This is a genomic window from Streptomyces sp. NA04227, from assembly GCF_013364195.1.
In the GTDB taxonomy this organism is placed as follows: Bacteria; Actinomycetota; Actinomycetes; order Streptomycetales; family Streptomycetaceae; genus Streptomyces.
In genome coordinates, this window is sequence record NZ_CP054918.1 from 6,649,728 (window position 1) to 6,666,754 (window position 17,027).

A 17,027-nucleotide genomic window follows, 5' to 3' on the forward strand; every position below is an offset into this window, starting at 1 on the left:
TGTTCCTAAGCCGTCACGTGAGCGTTCTCGCCGGACCCGGAGGTCGCGCCGCGGTACCAGTACTCGAGGGTCAGCACATGCCACAGATGCTTGGAGAAGTCCCGCTGCCCGGCGGCGTCCTCGGCGACCATGCGCGCCAGCGCGTCGCGGCGCAGGAGCCCGGAGTTCACGAGGACGCCGTCGTTGACCACCTCGCGCACCAGCGGTGCCAGATCCCGGCTCATCCAGGCGCGCAGCGGGGCGCTGAACAGGCCCTTGGGCCGGTACACGATCTCCCGGGGCAGGACCGAGGCGGCCGCCTCCTTGAGGACGGCCTTGCCCTGCCGTCCGACGATCTTGCGGTCGCCGGGCACCGCGAACGCCGCCTTGACCACCTCGACGTCCACGTACGGCACCCGTACCTCGGTCGACGCGGCCATGCTGGAGCGGTCCGTGTACGCGAGGTTCAGGCCCGGCAGGAACATCCGGGCGTCGCCCAGGCACATGCGGTTGACGAAGTCGTCGAGGTCGTTGTCCTCGTAGATGTCCGCATGCTCACTCAGCACGTCCTCGACCGTCCCGGCCAGGTCCGGGTCGACAAGGGCGAGCAGTTCGTTCTGGTCGTACATGGTGTAGCTGCGCCGGAACGCGGTCTCCTCCGGCAACTCGGCGAAGGACAGGAACCGCTTGGCGAAGCGCACCGACCGGTACCCCCTGCGGGCCGTGGCGACCGGCAACCGGTCCACGGCCGCGGACACCCCGCGCCGCAGGGGCCCCGGGACGCGCTGGTAGCGCAGCGCGAGCAGGTTTGCCAGGTGCTTGCGGTACCCGGCGAAGAGCTCGTCGGCGCCCATCCCCGAGAGCATCACCTTGACCCCGGCCTCCCGGGCCGCCGAGCAGATCAGGAACGTGTTGATCGCGGCGGGGTCGCCGATCGGCTCGTCCAGGTGGTACGTCATCCGCGGCAGCAGGTCGAGCACGTTCGGGGCGATCTCGATCTCGTGCAGGTCGACGCCGAACCGCTCGGCCACCTGCCGGGCGTAGCGCAGATCGTCCGGCATCGCCTCGAACTTGGCGTCCTCGGGGCGAAATCCGATCGTGTACGCGGAGATCCCGGGTTGGTGGCGGGCCGCGAGGGCGGTCAGGTAGCTGGAGTCGAGGCCGCCGGAGAGGAAGGTCGCCACGGGTACGTCGGAGAGCAGGTGTCGCCGGGTCGACTCCTCGACGATGGCGGCCAGGTCCGGCCGCTCGCCGCTGCGGGCCCGCTCCCGGCCCTCGGCGGCGACGTCCTTCAGGTGCCAGTAACGGCCGCGCTCCACCCGGCCGTCGGGCCGGAACCTGAGCCAGCTCCCCGGCGGCAGCTTCTCCGCCTCACGGAACGCGCAGCGCGAGTCCGGCACCCAGTAGTAGAGGAGCGAAGCCACCAGCGCCGCCTCGTCCACCCGCAGCGACTCGCCGGTGGCGGCGGCGAGCGCCTTGAGCTCGGAGGCGAACACCAGGCCCCCGCCGCGCCGGAGCAGGAACAGCGGCTTGATGCCCAACTGGTCCCGGGCGAGCACCAGTTCACCGGTTCGCTCGTCGAAGACCGCGAACGCGAACATGCCGCGCAGCCGGGTCAGGCAGTCGGTGCCCCAGCGCCGCCAGGCCTCCAGCAGCACCTCGGTGTCGGAGGTACCGCGAAAGCGCACCCCCGCGGCTGCCAGCTCGGCACGCAGCTCCGGCGCGTTGTACAGCTCGCCGTTGTACGTCAGGGCGAGGCCGCCCGAGACCATGGGCTGGGCGCCGGTCCCGGACAGGTCGACGACAGCCAACCGGCGGTGGCCGAGGTGCACTTCGCCGTCACCGGCGGGGTGGCTGTAGTGGCCCGCCCCGTCGGGGCCGCGGTGGGCGAGGGTCTCGGTGAGCCGGTCGGTCACGATCTTTCCGTCCGGCCATCGGTACGTGCCTGCGATGCCACACATCTCTACCGCGCCTCCTGGTCGCTGTCCGGGACCCGTGCGGCCGGAACCGGCGACCGCTCCGTTCGCAGCAGGCCCCTGCCGTTGTGGCGGGCCGGCCGCGGGGCAGGGCCGCGCAGCGCGGTGTGCGGCCCGTCCCACAGGGTGCCGTCGGTGCGATCACGCGGATCGGGGTCGATCAGCACCACACCGAGCACCGGGATGTCCAGGTCCGCGAGTTGCCGCGCCACGGTGTGCAGCCATGCGGCGCTGCCGTGCCCGGCACGCACGACGAGCACGGCCTGGCCACCGAGGAACCGGAGGTCGGTCCACGCCGTGCCGGGCCCGACCGAGCCGACGCCGAGCCGGCGCACCTCGTGCGGCACGGTCGCGGCGCCCTCGCCGCTGACCACGTCCGGCGCTCCCGGCTGCGGTCGGCGGCCCGCGAGCTGCGGGCCGGGCAGACCGTCGACGACGACCACCGGCCCCTGGGCCGCCAGTTCTTCGGCGACGTCCAGGGCGATCGTGCTCGCGCTGTGCGCACAGCCCAGTTCCAGCAGCGACACCGGCTCCGAGGAGCCGCGCACGGTGCGGGCCAGGGTCGTGGTGAGCCTTGCCCGTGCCGCCCGCGTCCGTGGGAGCTGCCACACCGGACGGCGTGGTACGTGGCGCAGCTCCGCGATGACCGAGGCGCCCAGGTTCGCCGCGACATCCCGGCGCAGCACGGGACGGTCCGCCACCACCGAGCCGACCGCGGCCACCGCGAGTCCGAGGACCAGCCCGAGGACGAGCCCGATCCCGGCGTTGGTGACAGCGGCCTTGGGCAGGGAGTGGCGCACCGCGCGCGGGGCGTCCACGACCTGCGTACCGGCGACGAGCCGGGGCGTACCGACGCGCGCCTCCTCGGCGCGCTGGCCGAAATCGGCGATCCGCGTGGTGAGTTCGGCCCGGCGGGCGAAGAGCGTCTCCGTTCTCGCCGACTCCTTCGGGCCGCTCCCCGCAGGTCCGTCGCCGATCTCCCCGTTGACCTGGACGAGTTCCTCGCGCATGCGGTCACGCTGGTCGAGCAGGGCCTTGGCCTCGGCCTTCGCCCTCTCCCGCATCCGCCTCACATGGTCCGCGACGAACGCGTCGGCCAGCGCCCCGGCCCGAGCCGCCGCCTCCTGGTCGCTGTCGGCCGTCACATCGATCCGCAGCAGGTTGTTGGTCACGCCGGTGCCCCGGTAGTCCGCCATGAAGTCCTCCGGGTTCTCCCGGGACTTCAGGGACCGCAGGGCCTCGCTCGCGATCCGTGTGGTCCGCAGCAGCTCGACATCGGTACGGATCAGCGTTCCGGTGTCGTTCGGCTGGTCCTCCTGATGCGCGACCAGCACCTTGGTCACCGCGGACGGCGACGGCGGCCGCAGAACGGCAACCGCCACGCCCGCCAGCAGGCCGAGCAGCGCCACCAGGCACCACAGACGGCGGCGTCTGCGCACCGCCACCACCAGCGCCTGAAGGTCGATCAGTGGAGCCGCGGCCGACGACTGGGATGTCGTGCTCGTCGTCACCCGGAACCTCCTGTTACCCGGCCGCGCACCGCGAGCACCCGGTCGGCGTTCTCCGGAGCCCGCTCCGGACGGGCCAGGACCGTGCCGGCGACGACTACGCCGACGACCTCGTGCCTGCCGTCCGCACACGCCTCGGCGATACCGGCGAGTTCCCCGGCGGTCCACAGGCCCGCGCTGAGCACGACCAGGACACCGGACTCGGCGTCGCGGTCCGGCACCATCGGCCGGGACACCGACACCTCCACCACCCGCAACATGGGATATCCGCTGCTCGAAGAGCTCAGGGAGGGAACGCTCCCGGCCTCTTCGACGAGCCGCCCGGCGGCCCGGCGGGCGATCTCGTCGCCGTTCGGCACGACGACAAGCAGCCGCCGAGGTGCGCCCAGCTCCTCCCGGAGGCGAGCGCACACCCGCCGGTAGCGGATCCGCCTGCTGGCCTCGTCGCCCGAACTCCGCGGGGTCGGCAGGTCCCACCGGGTGTCGACGCCCAACAGCCGGCGGATCCGGACCCGCGGGCCACCCCCTTCGGGCCGGTTCGCGGACCGTTCACCGGGCACGTCGACAGTGCCGAGGAGTGCCGAGCCCAGGGCCGCTGCCATCTCCGGTTCGGTGCGCGGGCGACGGTTGACCCGGGCGGCGGCGAGATGGCCGACGACCGCGAGCACGAAGAACAACAGCGCCCCGGCGACGACGAGTTGCACCCTCGTCGGCGGCGCCTCGCCCGTCGGCCTGGCCGCAGGGCCCATGACGACCAGGCCCGCCCTGCCGGTCGCCCCCTCGGCCTCATCCAGCTTCTTTACGGCCTCCTGCAGTGTGGTGCGCAGCTTTTCGAGCTCGGTGCGGGCCTGCACGCTCTCCACGCTCCGCCCCGGATCGGTCGCATTGGCCAGGTCGGTGATGCGGCGGTTGGTCTCCGCCACCCGCTTCCGCAGCGCCTCGGGCGCCGTGGCCGCGTCGGAGCCTGCTCCTTCGCCCGCGAGCCGCGCGGCGAAGGTGACGAATTCCCGCGCCACCCGGTCGGAGAGCCGCTGCGCGCGCTCCGGGCTGCCGGCCGTACCCGAGATCTTGATGATGTTCCCGTCGGCGGCCTTGGCGCCCACCCGATCCCGCAACTCTTCGCCGCTGACGCCCTTCCCGAGCGTGGCAGCCGCCCGGTCGAGCACCGACGAACTGGTCGCGATCTCCGTCTGGGTCAGCAGCTCGCGCTCTTCCCACTGCCCCGGCAGCAGTACCGACACCGAGGCCGTGTAACGCGGCGGGAACAGCACCGAGATGCCGTACCCGACGAGCGCGCCCACTACGGCGACGACGGCGAGCAGCCGCAGGCGCCCACGGAGAATCCGCCCGATGGTGACCAGGCGTATCGTGTCCTCGCTCAACCGCGCGGCCTCCACCCTGTGCGAACCCGGCCGCCCGGCGGCACCGGGGTCCGGTCACGGCAGGCCGCGGCGTAGGCGGCGAGCAGCGAGGCCTGCGAGTTCCGCCAGGAAAGCTGCCCGCTGATCCGCTCCTGGCCGATCTTGCCCATCCGGGCGCGCTGCTCCGGATCGTCCATGAGCTGTGCGATGAGCCCGGCGAACTCGGCCTCGTCGTTGGCGGGCGCGTAGACGGCGGCGTCACCGGCGGAGACTCGCGCCTCCCGAAGGTCGAAGGAGACGATCGGCCGGCCCATCGCCATGTACTCAAGGACCTTGTTCATGGTCGACACGTCGTTGAGCGGATTGCGCGGGTCGGGGGAGAGGCACACGTCCGCGGTGGACAGGTAGCGCACCAGGTCGGCGTCCGGAACGCGCCCGGTGAACTGCACCTGCTCGGACAGGCCGAGCCGCCGGGACAGCTCCACCATCGCGTCGAAGGCGTCGCCCGCGCCGACGAACACCGCATGCCAGTCCGTCCGCCCGAGCTCGTCGCGCAGCCTGGCAAGGGCCCGCAAGGCGTAGTCGACGCCGTCCTGAGGGCCCATGACGCCCAGGTAGCACAGCAGATGAGGCTTGCCGCGCTTCAACTCCGGCTCGGGCGGCACCGGTTGGAACCGGTCGACCGCGGGTGCGCTGCGCACCACGAAAACGTCCTGAGGCCGCCGGCCGCCGCGGCGCACCGCGACGTCCCGGTAACTCTCGTTCGTGGCGAGCACGATGTCCGCGGCCCGGTAGGTCAGCCGTTCCAGCGCGCACACGGCGCGGTAGAGCAGGTCCTCGCCGCGGCCGAACCGGGACAGGTACAGCTCGGGTACCAGGTCGTGCTGGTCGAAGACGAACCGCGCGCCGCGCCGCTTCAGCCACAGTGCCGGCAGGAACAGCAGGTCGGGCGGGTTGCAGGCGTGGACCACGTCGACCGGTCCGACCTTGCGGGCCAGCCGGGCCGTGTGCCACAACGCCGTTCCGTACTCCCGCAGATAGCCGGCCGGTCCGCCGGTGGCCGCGCGCAACGGGTAGCGGTGGATCCGCACCCCGTCGATCACCGTCTCCGGCTCCGTGTCCCGCTTCTCGCCCCGGGGACAGATGACGTCCACCGTCCAGCCCGCGTCGCGCAGCGTCGTGCACTCCTGCCACACCCGCCGGTCGAAGGGCACCGACAGGTTCTCCACCAGGATCAGCGCGCGCCGGTCCGGCCGGTCGCCGCTGATTGCGTCACCAAGCAAGGCCCACGTACCCCGGTTCGGCCCGGCGCGCGTCGGCGTCGGGAAGGTGGATGAGGTCGACGATCACCGGGCCGTCGCCATGCGGCAGCGCCGACAGCACGGCTGGGTCCCTGGTCCCGACCAGGCACACCTCGGCGTGCTGGAGCACCTCGTCGACGGAGTCCGCGAGCAGTTCGGCGAGGTGCGGCAGCCGGGTCTCGATGTACTCGCGGTTCGCGCCGATCAGCCGGGAGAGGCTCACGTTCGCGTCGTGGATCCGCAGGTCGTAGCCCTTGCCGAAGAGTGTCTCCGCCAGCGCGACGAGCGGACTCTCGCGAAGGTCGTCGGTGCCGGGCTTGAACGACAGCCCGAACAGGCTCACCCGGCGCTTGCCGGTGCGCTCGACCAGCTCCACCGCGCGTTGCAGATGTGCGGAGTTGGAGGGCAGCACGTGGGCGAGGATGGGCACCGAGACGTCGGCCCGCTGCGCCGCGTGGACCAGGCTGCGCAGGTCCTTGGGCAGGCAGGAGCCACCGAAGGCGAAGCCGGGCCGCAGGTAGGCGGGGCTGATGTTCAGCTTGCGGTCGGCCAGGAACACGTCCATGACCTGGTGCGAGTCCACCCCGAGCGCCCGGTACACCGCACCCAGCTCGTTCGCGAAGCCGATCTTGAGGCCGTGGAACGCGTTGTCCGCGTACTTGATCGCCTCGGCCGTCGGCACCGGCACCCGGAACACCTCGCCGGGCAGGCCGTCGTACAGTGCCGCCACCGCGTCGCCGCTCGCCGCATCGAGCTCGCCGATGACGGTCTTGGGCGGGTCGAAGAAGTCCCGCACACTGGTGCCCTCGCGCAGGAACTCCGGGTTGACCGCGACGCCCAGGTCCACCCCGGCCGTGCCGCCGACGTACTTCTCCAGGATCGGTACCAGCAGGTTCAGGCAGGTGCCCGGGAGCATGGTGCTGCGGAACACGACGGTCTGCCGCCCGCCCCGCTCGGCCAGCGCCGCGCCTATCTGCTCGGTGACCCGCTCCAGATACGTGGTGCACAGGCTGCCGTTGGGCTCCGACGGCGTGCCCACGCAGACCAGTGATATCTCGCTGTCCTTGATCGCCTCGCGGACGTCGGCGGTGGCGCGTAACGCTCCGGTCCGCACCACCTCGGCGATGAGCTCGCCGATCCGTTCCTCGACCACCGGGGCTTTGCCGTCGTTGACCAGGTCGACCTTGACCTGGTTCACGTCCACCCCGATGACCTCGTGCCCCATGCTGGCCAGGCACGCGGCCGATACACAGCCCACGTAGCCGAGCCCGAAAACGCTGACCTTCATGCCCCGTTCCCCTCCCCAGGCAGGCCCTTGTGGCCTGCGATCCGCGCGCCTTCCGGCCGGTTGAGCCGCAGCCCCCCGCGCATCAGTAGGCCCCCTTGCCGTGGAGCACCGCCCGCAGCGTCTTCCACAAGATCACCGCGTCCAGGGCGAGCGACCAGTCCTCCACGTACCGCAGGTCGAGCCGGACCGCCTCCTCCCACGGCAGGTCGCTGCGCCCGCTGATCTGCCACAGGCCCGTGAGCCCCGGCTTGACCAGCAGCCGCCGCCGGATGTCCGGGCCGTACGCGGCGGACTCCTCCGGCAGCGGAGGCCGCGGGCCGACGAGCGACATCGATCCGGTGAGTACGTTGAAGAGCTGCGGGAGTTCGTCGATCGAGTACCGGCGCAGCACCGCGCCCACCCGGGTCACCCGCGGATCCCGGCGGAGCTTGAACAGCAGGCCTGCGCCCTCGTTGCGGTCGGCCAGTGCGGCACGTGCCCGGTCGGCCCCGGCGACCATGGTGCGGAACTTGAGAATGGTGAACTCGCGGCAGTCCTTGCCCACTCTGCGCTGGCGGTAGAACGCCCCGCCCCGGCTGTCCACCAGCACGAGCAGCCCGACGAGCACCATCAGCGGCGCGAACAGCATCAGCAGGATCGCCGCGCCCATCCGGTCGACGACCGCTTTGATCACCCGGCGCGCCCCGGTGAAGGCCGGCATGCTGACCCGCAGCAGCGGGATCCCGAGCACCGCGTCGACGTGCAGCCGCGGGCCGGCCACCTCCATCAGTACGGGGGCCACGACCATCTCGGCATCGCTGCCTTCGAGGTTCCAGGCCAGCCGCTGCAACCGCTCCGGCGACCAGTGCGGGTCCGGTGTGACCGCGACGACACGGTAGCCGTCGCGATGGACATGGCCCGCGACGTCCGTCAGCCGGCCGACGACCGGCACTCCGTCCAGTTGGTCACCGTCGAGTCCGTGACCGTCCGTCGTGCACACCGCGTCCACCCGCCAGCCGAGATGCGGGAACTTGCGGGTCCGAGTGATCAGATCGCACACGGTGGCCGGGCTCCCGGCAGCGAGCACCGGTCTCAGACACCGTCCTTCGTTGCGCTGTTTGTGCAGCCCGAGGCGGAGCAGATACCGCGCGGTCATGGTGACGAGCGCGATCGCGGGGATCGCGACGAATATCCAGAGCTTGATGTTGCGCGAGGTGAGGGCGATCCCGCCGAGCGCCAGGACGACGGTCGCCGTGAACAGCGCGCGTCCGAGCCGACGGAACTCCTCGGCGCCCTGGCCGAGTACGGCCGGAGCCCACGACCGGCCCACCGCGAGCGCTCCCAGCACGAGCAGTTCGGTACCGAAGGCGAGAATGCCCCACTTCTCGTGCCAGTTGGCCGCGTCCCGCGCCCCGAAGAAGTTGCCGATCGCCGCCACCACCAAGGCGGTGGCCAAGGTGTCGCTGGCGATCACGGCACGGCGGTACCGCTGCTCCCAGTCGTTCACCGGCCGGTTGATTGCCCCCTTCGCCGGACGCCCGCGCGTCGACGGAAAGGGGCCCACTAATTCCCCCTGGCGTACAGACCCCCCGGTCCCCAGTGGTTCGACGTGCTCGCCCAGCACTGTTCCTCCCCCCAGGAGGCGGTCCCCGCCGCCCCCTGCACGCCCTCTCCCCTCGGGAGGCCCATCGCCCCCCGCGCCGCGCTGTTCTCCTACGGGAGGCCCCACCTCCCGGTACACGACATCCCGGCTACTTCGGCGCAACTTGAACAACCCGCCCAGGCCACAGCGGACCTGTATGTCCCGCCGGAGTTCCTGGGATGCACGGGAACCCGTCGAACCTCGGGTGCTCCCCACACCCGAAGCCCCTCTCGGGCTCCCCGAATTGATCACCCCGACGTCTGGCGCCGGGGACGCGACTGCAGGCCTTCCGTAATGCCGTACTTAAAGATCATTTATCACTGGCCTCGTGGCCGAGCGGTTGAAGCAGGGTCAATCTAGACCAACGGGGCCGGTGTGTGGAGGGGATGTGTGTAAATTGTGCCCGAGCTTTGAGATGGGGCCCAACTGGCGCTGCTTACAGGTGACTTGATGTCGTTGCGTGCTTCAGAGGTGCACGACTTTGAGCGGGTGGGTGTTCGGGTGTGGCGTGCTCGAGGAGAGGGGGCAACCGTCAAGGGTGAGTGCGGTGCGGAGGAGCGGAGTCGTCACCGGCGGCGAGGCGGCGGCGCCACAACCCCGCGCCCGTCCTGTGCGACGCCGACGCCGACGCCGACGCCGACGCCGACGCCGACGTCGAGGTCGCCGCCGACGGGGTCTTCGAGGGCGATCGCGCGGGCCGCCGCGGACGACTTCAAGGTCCTTCAGCTGGAGCTGGGCGGTGGGTACGCCCGGTGGGGGCGTCCTGGTGAATCGGCAACTCGTCCCGAAGGGTTCCGCCTGACTGGCCGTTACCACTTCCGGACATTTACGGCTGAACTCCCGGTCGCAGCAGTGCCTCTTACGGGCCGTAAGACGCACTCCAGACAAATCGGCACCGGGGTGAGCGACCGGTGCCGGAGAGGGAACCATGAACGTCAAGTTGGCCCTGGCCCGCCGCTGTGCCGCCGCCTCGCTTGCGGTTGTCGCGCTCGGCTCCGTTGTCACCGCCTATGGCTCGTCGGACGGGTCGTCCCCGGTGGACGGCGCGCACTCCGACACGGTCAAGTCCGTTGCCGCCAAGTCCGCCTCGCAGCAGGGTGGTTCGGGAGGAGCCGTGGCCCGGGACCTCGTCCCGGCCGGTGCGGAGGTCTCCCGGGACGGCGTATCGAGCAAGGCCGCCAACGCCTCCTCGTCCGTTGCCGGGAGCCGTCGCTGCCACACCGGTGAACTCCGCTACGAATGGGACTCGGCGCACGGCGGCCGCCCGGACATGGACGCCACCTACCAGCAGATCGCCCTCATCCGCCTGACGAACAGCGGCGGGCACACCTGCACCCTGCACGGCTACCCGGGGATCCGCCTGATCGGAAAGGGCGGCGAGGCCTGGGACCTGCCCCGCGCCAAGGACAAGCCCAGCACCCTGACCCTGCGCCCCGGCGACGACACCGCCGTGGTCACCTTCAACCTGCTGCCGATCCCCGCCAACACCACCGACACCAGGCCGCTGACCCCGCGCAAGGTCCTGATCACCCCGCCGGACGAGACCACGCACGTCACCCTCGACTGGCCCTACGGCGGCGCCATCTGGCACCAGGCGGGCAAGCCCACCCACCCCGAGACCTTCGTCAACCCCATCGGCGTGGGCTGACCCGCCGCACCGCGCCCGGGGCCGACGCGGGGCGAGCCGGTGCCCAAGTCCCCTGTCACGGAAGTCCGGTGGAATTGTCCCTGCCGCGTAACAGCCGGATCCCGCGGCCGTAGTCCGTCGTCCTGCCGAGTGCACCCCCGTCAAGCAGGAGGCAAAGGGACATGGCAAAGCGCAGCAGGCGTGCCGGGCACGGCCGCGTACTCGCCGGAGGGGTCGTGGTGGCGGCGGTCGCCGCCGCCACCACGATCTGGACCGCCCATGCGGGCCTCTCGGACAGCGCGGAGGAGCGCCCTGCCGCCCCGAAGCGCCCCGCGGCCGTCTCGCCCGCCATCGCCCACGCCTCGGACGCGGGACCTCGGGGTGTCAACATCACCATCGACGACGGCCCCGACCCCCGGTGGACTCCCGAGGTGCTCGAGGTCCTCGCCGAGCACAAGGTCAAGGCCACCTTCTGTGTGGTGGGCCCGCAGGCCGAGGCGCACCCCGACCTGGTCAAGGCGATAGTCGCCGCCGGGCACCGGTTGTGCGACCACAGTGTCGAGCACGACACCACCATGGACACCAAGTCGAAGAGCTACCAGGCCCAGCAGATCGTCGACGCCGAGAAGTCCATCACCCGCGCCTCCGGCGGTGTCCGGCCCCTCTACTACCGTGCCCCGGGCGGCGCCTTCACTCCTTACAGCCGCCAGCTCGCCGCCTCGCACGGCATGCGCCCGCTGGGCTGGAACGTGGACACCAAGGACTTCGAACGCCCCGGCGCCGATGCCATCGTCAAGACCGTCAAGGAGCAGATCGCGGGCGGCCCGACTCTCCTCTTCCATGACGCGGGCGGCGACCGCTCGCAGACGGTCGAGGCCCTGCGCGAAATCCTGCCCTGGCTCAAGGATCAGGGGTACGTCTTCGGATTTCCGGAGCGGTGAGGGGCGAGGGGGAGCGCGAACCGACGTGACGGCCGAAGCGCTCCGTCCCCGCCGCGCAGCCGCTACACGGCGGGCGGCTGTGGCGCGAAGGGCGCCAACACCGGGCCCCGTAGCGCCTTTTGGTGCTGCATGTGCGTGAGGCGGCGTACGAAGAGGAGCGCGACGATCGCCGCCACTATGTTGAGGGTGTCGGTGAACAGCACCGAGCCGAGGGCGTTCTGCACCTCGTCGGCCGATTCGGCGCGCGCGTACTGACGGCTGGCCGTCCACCCCGCGGACGAGGCGATCAGCCACAGTGCCCACCACCAGTTGAGCAGTGCGGCACCGTGGTGGTTCTCGTCCGAGCTGGCGTGCCATATGTCCAGGGCGATCCGGCGCGGGTACCAGAGGTTGAGTACGGGGCAGAACCAGCCGCCGATCGTCCAGCCGCGCTTCTTCACGTGGTACTCGGGAGCAAGGACCTCGGCGTTGACCCGCATCCGGAAGAACCACACCAGGAACATCACAGCGGTCGCGAGCAGTGCCACGACCTGGGCGACCCCGGCCATTTCGTGCCAGGTGTCGGCCCGGTCGACCTCCTCGTCGGTCACGGACGCGAAGCCGGGTGAGTCCAGCCGGTTCACGACGTCGAGGGACTGCCAGCCCGCCCAGACCGCGAACAGGTCGGTGGCGATGACGACGGCCAGCAGTACCGAGACGGCTTGCGAAAGCCCGACGGGTGAGCGGAGCGCCGTCGACGGAACGGGCTGGAAGTACGGTCCGGACGGCGGCGGAGGCGCGACGGGCAAGTCGGACATGCGGAAACCCCCCACAGGTTTTGGGCACGGTGATCGGCCGCGCATTGCTGCGCTTCTCCCCAGAGCGGCACCTGCGCAGCCGGAACTTATGTGATCAAGGTCGACCCCGTCCACTGACAATCCACTCGGGTGCGTGGCGAATCCGGCCGGGCGGTGGCCGTGCCGCGACCCGCGTGGGGGTCCAAGTCCCTGATCTGCGCGTGGCGTTCGCCGTCCCCGGCCCTCGCCACGCCTTTCGGGCCGTATCGGATTGCGGTATTTGCAGAATCGTTAATTGGTAACGTGGCCTGCGGAGTTCGTTCGGGAAAGTGTTTCGCCGTTTTGAATTGTGTGATCGGTTCTCCGGTCCGATTCGGAAGTGTGCGCGAAAATCATCGGCATGTGCGAGGTCGCGACATGGTTTTCCGTCATGGGACCTGGGGTAAAGTGACGGCGGCATCGCGCGGTTAGGCGCCATCAGGGCACGTCGTCGGGGAGGCGGGCCAAGGGGAGTGCGTCATTGAGTAGGGCGCGGGCATAGTCCAAACATTTCTCCCTCTCATCGCTCCGGCACGCATCGGGAAATCCGTATGCGGCGCAGTCGTTCCGGGTCCGCGGTGAGAGCATCAATTGTGAGCAATAGCAGGTGAGAGCGGTGGCCACGGAGAATCCGTATTTCCAGGACGGCGTGCTGTCGGTAAAGACAGCCGCGCAGTCGTCCGGTGAGCTGTCGTTCCACGTACTCGGGCCATTGCGGGTGCGGTCGTCCAAGGGGCCGTTGCCCTTGGGTCCGGCACGCCAACGTGCCGTGCTGTCCGCCCTGTTGCTGGCACCCGGGCAGATGGTGAGCGCGGAGCGGCTGGCCGACGCGGTCTGGCCCGCGGGGCCGCCCAGCAATGTGCTCGCCAGCCTGCACAGTTACGTCTCCCGGCTGCGCCGTCAGCTCGAACCGGACTGCCCGCCCCGGGGACGCGACCGGATTCTCCGGCGCGAACTGCACGGCTATGTCCTGGCTGTTGAGCAGGAGCGAGTCGACATCTGTCGGTTCGAGCGCCTGCTGCGCGACGGGCGGCAGCATCTGCGCGAGGGCCGTTTCGCGGAGGCGGGCCGGTTACTCGCCGCCTCCCTGTCGCTGTGGCGAGGCGCGCCCTACGCGGAACTCGGCGACTACGAACCGGCCGTACGCGAGGCGGCGCGCCTGGAGGAACTGCGCCTGATGACCTCGGAGGCCCTCTGGGAGGCCGAGCTGTCCCTCGGCCGGGACAACGGCACCGCGGTGGCCGAACTGGCGGCCCTGTGCGCGAAATACCCCAACCGGGAACGGCTGGGCTGGCTGCTGATGGTCGCCTTGTGCGAGGCGGGCCGCCAGGCCGAGGCGGTGCGGGTCTACCACCGCATCCGCCGGGTGCTGGCCCAGGAACTGGGCGTGGATCCGGGCCGGGAACTCCGTGTTCTGTTCACCCGGATCCTTCGCGACGAGGACGTCGGGCGGATGTGCTTGCAGCACTGAGCCTGGGCCCGGCCGGGCACCGAATCGGCGGCGCGGGGCCGCGACGTCAGTGGATGCGCCGTTCCTGGCCGGTCCAGTAGGGCTCCCGCAGCCTGTTCTTCCGGACCTTGCCGTTGCTGGTGCGGGGCAGGGCGCCGGTGAAGTCCACGGAGGTGGGCGCCTTGTACCGGGCCAGCCGTTCCTTGCAGTAGGCGATGAGTTCTTCGCCGGAGACCGGGGCGTCCGCGGCGGGCACGACCACGGCCTTGACGGTTTCGCCCCACTTCTCGTCGGGGACTCCGATGACGGCCGCCTCGGCGACCGACGGGTGGCCGAGCAGGCAGGCCTCGACCTCCACCGAGGACACGCTCTCGCCGCCGGTGACGATGACGTCCTTCAACCGGTCGACCAGGACGAGTCGTCCCTCGTCGTCGAACGAGCCCACATCGCCGGTGCGGAACCAACCCTCGTCCAGGGCCGATGCGTTGGCCTCGGCGTCCTGCCAGTAGCCGTCGAGCACCATATTGGAGCGCGCGAGGACCTCTCCGCGCGCCCCGGTGCGCAACCGTACGCCCAGGGCGGGCGCCCCCGCCTTCGTCAGACCGCCGCTGCCCGGGGCGCCCGGTGGACGCTGGTTGAAGGTGAGCAGCGTCGTCTCCGTCAGGCCGTACACCTGGTGGAACGTCCAGCCCAGTTCGTCCTCCACCCGGGAGACGAGACGTTCGCTCACCGGCGCGCCCGCGCACACCACGCGCATGCTGCCTCGGCCCGGGATCTCACCCGGCCAGTGTTGTGCCGCCCGCAGTACGGCATCCCAAACGGCCGGAGCGCCGAACGCGAGGGTCACACCGTGTTCCTGGACCCGCCGCAGGATCTCGACGCCGTCGATCCGGCGCAGCAGCACTTGCTTGGCGCCGAGCCCGGCGAGGAGGAACGGCACTCCCCAGCCGTTGCAGTGGAAGGTGGGCAGCGTGTGCAGATAGACGTCCCGCTCCCAGATCCGGGCGTGCACTCCGAACGTCATCGCGTTGAGCCAGATCCCGCGGTGGGTCAGGGCGACGCCCTTCGGGCGGGCGGACGTTCCCGAGGTGTAGTTCAGGGTCGCGACCGCGTTCTCGTCGGGCCGCGACCAGGGAAGCGGAGCGACGTCGTACCGCATGACCTGGGTCTCCGTCTGCTCGCCGAGCACGAACCGCTTGGGCCCCTCGACCGAGCCGAGCACGGCCTCCACCTCCGGATCGACGAAGACGACCGAGGCGTCGCACTGCCGCAGGATGTACCCGATCTCCTCCGGAGTGAGGCGGTAGTTCACCGGAACGCAGATACGCCCGCTCACCGGGATCGCGTACAGCAGTTCCAGCAGGCGGGCCGAGTTGGGGCTGACAACGGCGACCCGCTCGCCCGTACCGACCCCCAGCGCGTCCAGCCCCGCCTGCCAGGCCCGTACGCGCCGCAGGAGTTCGCCGTACGTGGTCGTCGGTACCGGACCGGACGGCTGGTCCGGCTCGTCGACGAGCGCGAGGCGACCGGCGGCGGCCGTCTCGGCGCGGTCGAGGAAGTCGGCCATGGTGAGCGGTACGAGCATGATGCGTCCTCACGGTGGAGTCTCACGGCGGATTGCCCGGGACGGGTGCGGATTGCCCGGGACGGGTTGGGACGGGACGGGGCGGGGCGGGGCGGAGGAACGTGCGGGTGGGCCAGGGAGAGAGGGAGGAGCGGCAGGAACGCGGTGAGCGAGGTGAGCGCGGTGATCCCAAAAGGATTGGGGTAAGTGGCAGTTGAGGGGCGGATCGGTCCGCCCACGTCCCGATGGCCGAGGCCCGTCACGGGTGTACGTATGCGCGCGGCGGTCGTCCGTGGCGCCGCCCCCGCCGCCGTGGCCCGCGTTCATCCTGGCATCCCCGATCGGTATCCAGAAGGCTCCCTCGGCAGCGCCCAAGTCGCGTTCAAGAGACCGCCAAGAGCGGCCGGTGACGATCAACGGCACTGCGAAGTCACGAGGCCGGGAGGGCTGATGCGCGAGGAGTCGGGCGTGGTGACCACCTGGGCGGCCAGGGGGTGGGCCGAGGAGGACGGTGTCGGCAGCGCGACGCTGCGCCGCCTGGTGACGGCCTGGCCACGGCGGGCCGCGGTGACGACGCGCTCCGACGCTCTCGACGAGGTGGGTGCGTACGACCCCCAACTGCCGGACTATCCGCTGCGGATGGTGCCCTTCGCGGAGCACCCCCGGTTCCTCGCGGCGACTCCGGAACAGCGCGGGCGGGTCCTGACAGGCCTGTGGATCGGCTACAACGAGCGGGTCATCGCCACCGAACACCTCATCGCCGAGCCCGCCTTCGACCTCGTCATGCGCGGTGTCTTCCCCGGCAGCGACCACCCGTTGGTGCGGCAGGGAGTGCAACAGTCCCTCGTGGACGAGAGCTTCCACACGTACATGCACATGCTCGCCATCTCCCGTACCCGCGAACTGCGCGGTGTGCGCAGCCGCCCCGAGCAGCCCCGGCTCGTCACGCACCGGCGGCTGCTCGAGACGCTCGCTCGGATGCCGGAGGAGTGGGAGCGCGATGTCGCCGTACTGGTGTGGGGGGCGGTGGCCGAGACCTGTATCAACTCCCTTCTTGCCCTGCTCGCCAGGGACGACTCGATCCAGCCCCTGCACTCCCTGATCACCACACTGCACCTGCGTGACGAGACGGCGCACGGCTCGCTCGTCATCGAGGTCGTACGGGAGTTGTACGCCCGGATGAACGCCGGGCAGCGCCGTGTCCTGATGCGCTGTCTGCCGCTCGCCCTGGAGGCGTTCGCCGAGCAGGACCTCTCCACGCTGCGGCTCGAACTGGTCACCGCGGGCATCGAGGGCGCCGACGAGATCGTGGGCGACCTGCGGGCGACCTCCTCGGGACGACGGCTGGTCCGTGACTTCTCCGGCGCCCAGCGGATGATCGAGCAGCTCGAACTCGGGGACGCCGTCGACTTCGAGTTCCCCGAGCCTCCCGCCTGGTCGCCCGGCGTGGGAGCCACCGACGAGGCCCAGGGACCGCGCACCGCACTGCCGTCACGGCGCAGAGAGGCGGTCCGGTGATGGCCCTGCCCCGCCGTCCCGACAGGCAGGTCGACGAACGGAGTCGGCCGGTTTCCGTGTGCCGCCACCGCGGACACC

General features: G+C 70.9%; 13 protein-coding genes. 4 read left to right on the top strand and 9 right to left on the bottom strand.

The window, feature by feature from the left end:
* Positions 1-5: 5 nt before the first annotated feature.
* The 7 genes from asnB to HUT18_RS28230 all read right to left on the bottom strand — a co-directional run bounded on the left by asnB (position 6) and on the right by HUT18_RS28230 (position 9,750).
* The gene (gene asnB / locus HUT18_RS28200) at positions 6-1,940 is read right to left on the bottom strand and encodes an asparagine synthase (glutamine-hydrolyzing) (protein ID WP_176103345.1); all 1,935 of its coding nucleotides are present in this window, start codon (positions 1,938-1,940) and stop codon (positions 6-8) included.
* Between the two features lie 2 nt (positions 1,941-1,942).
* Entirely contained in the window at positions 1,943-3,466 is a 1,524-nt protein-coding gene (locus HUT18_RS28205) for a Wzz/FepE/Etk N-terminal domain-containing protein (protein WP_176103346.1), read from the bottom strand.
* Positions 3,463-4,845 (bottom strand): Wzz/FepE/Etk N-terminal domain-containing protein, encoded by a 1,383-nt coding sequence (locus tag HUT18_RS28210; RefSeq protein ID WP_176103347.1) that lies wholly within the window; start codon positions 4,843-4,845, stop codon positions 3,463-3,465. The genes HUT18_RS28205 and HUT18_RS28210 overlap by 4 nt, the downstream gene beginning before the upstream one ends.
* Positions 4,842-6,107, bottom strand: coding sequence for a glycosyltransferase family 4 protein (locus HUT18_RS28215; RefSeq protein WP_176103348.1), 1,266 nt, complete (start codon positions 6,105-6,107; stop codon positions 4,842-4,844). The genes HUT18_RS28210 and HUT18_RS28215 overlap by 4 nt, the downstream gene beginning before the upstream one ends.
* Positions 6,097-7,413: a nucleotide sugar dehydrogenase gene (locus tag HUT18_RS28220; protein ID WP_176103349.1), complete on the bottom strand. Its 1,317-nt coding sequence runs from the start codon at positions 7,411-7,413 to the stop codon at positions 6,097-6,099. Before HUT18_RS28220 ends, HUT18_RS28215 begins: the two co-directional genes overlap by 11 nt.
* 82 nt (positions 7,414-7,495) lie before the next feature.
* Positions 7,496-9,016, bottom strand: coding sequence for a sugar transferase (locus HUT18_RS28225; RefSeq protein ID WP_176103350.1), 1,521 nt, complete (start codon positions 9,014-9,016; stop codon positions 7,496-7,498).
* Positions 9,017-9,600: 584 nt separating this feature from the next.
* Positions 9,601-9,750: a hypothetical protein gene (locus HUT18_RS28230; protein ID WP_176103351.1), complete on the bottom strand. Its 150-nt coding sequence runs from the start codon at positions 9,748-9,750 to the stop codon at positions 9,601-9,603.
* Between the two features lie 212 nt (positions 9,751-9,962).
* Between HUT18_RS28230 and HUT18_RS28235 the strand changes: the two genes are divergently transcribed.
* Together HUT18_RS28235 and HUT18_RS28240 are read left to right on the top strand one after the other, a co-directional pair.
* Positions 9,963-10,682 carry a DUF4232 domain-containing protein gene (locus HUT18_RS28235; RefSeq protein WP_176103352.1) on the top strand — a complete coding sequence of 240 codons (720 nt, stop codon included), beginning with the start codon at positions 9,963-9,965 and terminating at the stop codon, positions 10,680-10,682.
* A gap of 161 nt (positions 10,683-10,843) precedes the next feature.
* The gene (locus HUT18_RS28240) at positions 10,844-11,602 is read left to right on the top strand and encodes a polysaccharide deacetylase family protein (protein WP_176103353.1); all 759 of its coding nucleotides are present in this window, start codon (positions 10,844-10,846) and stop codon (positions 11,600-11,602) included.
* A gap of 62 nt (positions 11,603-11,664) precedes the next feature.
* Here HUT18_RS28240 and HUT18_RS28245 read toward each other — a convergent pair whose 3' ends face one another.
* Positions 11,665-12,399 carry a DUF4328 domain-containing protein gene (locus HUT18_RS28245; protein WP_176103354.1) on the bottom strand — a complete coding sequence of 245 codons (735 nt, stop codon included), beginning with the start codon at positions 12,397-12,399 and terminating at the stop codon, positions 11,665-11,667.
* A gap of 634 nt (positions 12,400-13,033) precedes the next feature.
* Here HUT18_RS28245 and HUT18_RS28250 point away from each other — a divergent pair.
* Positions 13,034-13,888, top strand: a complete 855-nt coding sequence (locus HUT18_RS28250; protein ID WP_176103355.1) for a BTAD domain-containing putative transcriptional regulator — start codon at positions 13,034-13,036, stop codon at positions 13,886-13,888.
* Positions 13,889-13,934: 46 nt separating this feature from the next.
* Here the strand turns inward: HUT18_RS28250 and HUT18_RS28255 are convergent, their stop codons facing one another.
* On the bottom strand, positions 13,935-15,452 hold the full coding sequence (locus HUT18_RS28255; protein WP_176103356.1) for a class I adenylate-forming enzyme family protein: 1,518 nt from the start codon (positions 15,450-15,452) through the stop codon (positions 13,935-13,937).
* A gap of 429 nt (positions 15,453-15,881) precedes the next feature.
* On the opposite strand from HUT18_RS28255, the gene HUT18_RS28260 reads away from it, so the two are divergent.
* Positions 15,882-16,949 (top strand): 4-aminobenzoate N-oxygenase, encoded by a 1,068-nt coding sequence (locus HUT18_RS28260; RefSeq protein ID WP_176103357.1) that lies wholly within the window; start codon positions 15,882-15,884, stop codon positions 16,947-16,949.
* Positions 16,950-17,027: the final 78 nt, after the last annotated feature.

What these genes read in the sequence shown, in the direction of transcription:
- asnB (WP_176103345.1), bottom strand. Translation starts at nt 1,940, where the DNA reads ATGTGTGGCATCGCAGGCACGTACCGATGGCCGGACGGAAAGATCGTG.
- HUT18_RS28255 (WP_176103356.1), bottom strand. Translation starts at nt 15,452, where the DNA reads ATGCTCGTACCGCTCACCATGGCCGACTTCCTCGACCGCGCCGAGACG.
- HUT18_RS28220 (WP_176103349.1), bottom strand. Translation starts at nt 7,413, where the DNA reads ATGAAGGTCAGCGTTTTCGGGCTCGGCTACGTGGGCTGTGTATCGGCC.
- HUT18_RS28235 (WP_176103352.1), top strand. Translation starts at nt 9,963, where the DNA reads ATGAACGTCAAGTTGGCCCTGGCCCGCCGCTGTGCCGCCGCCTCGCTT.
- HUT18_RS28245 (WP_176103354.1), bottom strand. Translation starts at nt 12,399, where the DNA reads ATGTCCGACTTGCCCGTCGCGCCTCCGCCGCCGTCCGGACCGTACTTC.
- HUT18_RS28240 (WP_176103353.1), top strand. Translation starts at nt 10,844, where the DNA reads ATGGCAAAGCGCAGCAGGCGTGCCGGGCACGGCCGCGTACTCGCCGGA.
- HUT18_RS28260 (WP_176103357.1), top strand. Translation starts at nt 15,882, where the DNA reads ATGCGCGAGGAGTCGGGCGTGGTGACCACCTGGGCGGCCAGGGGGTGG.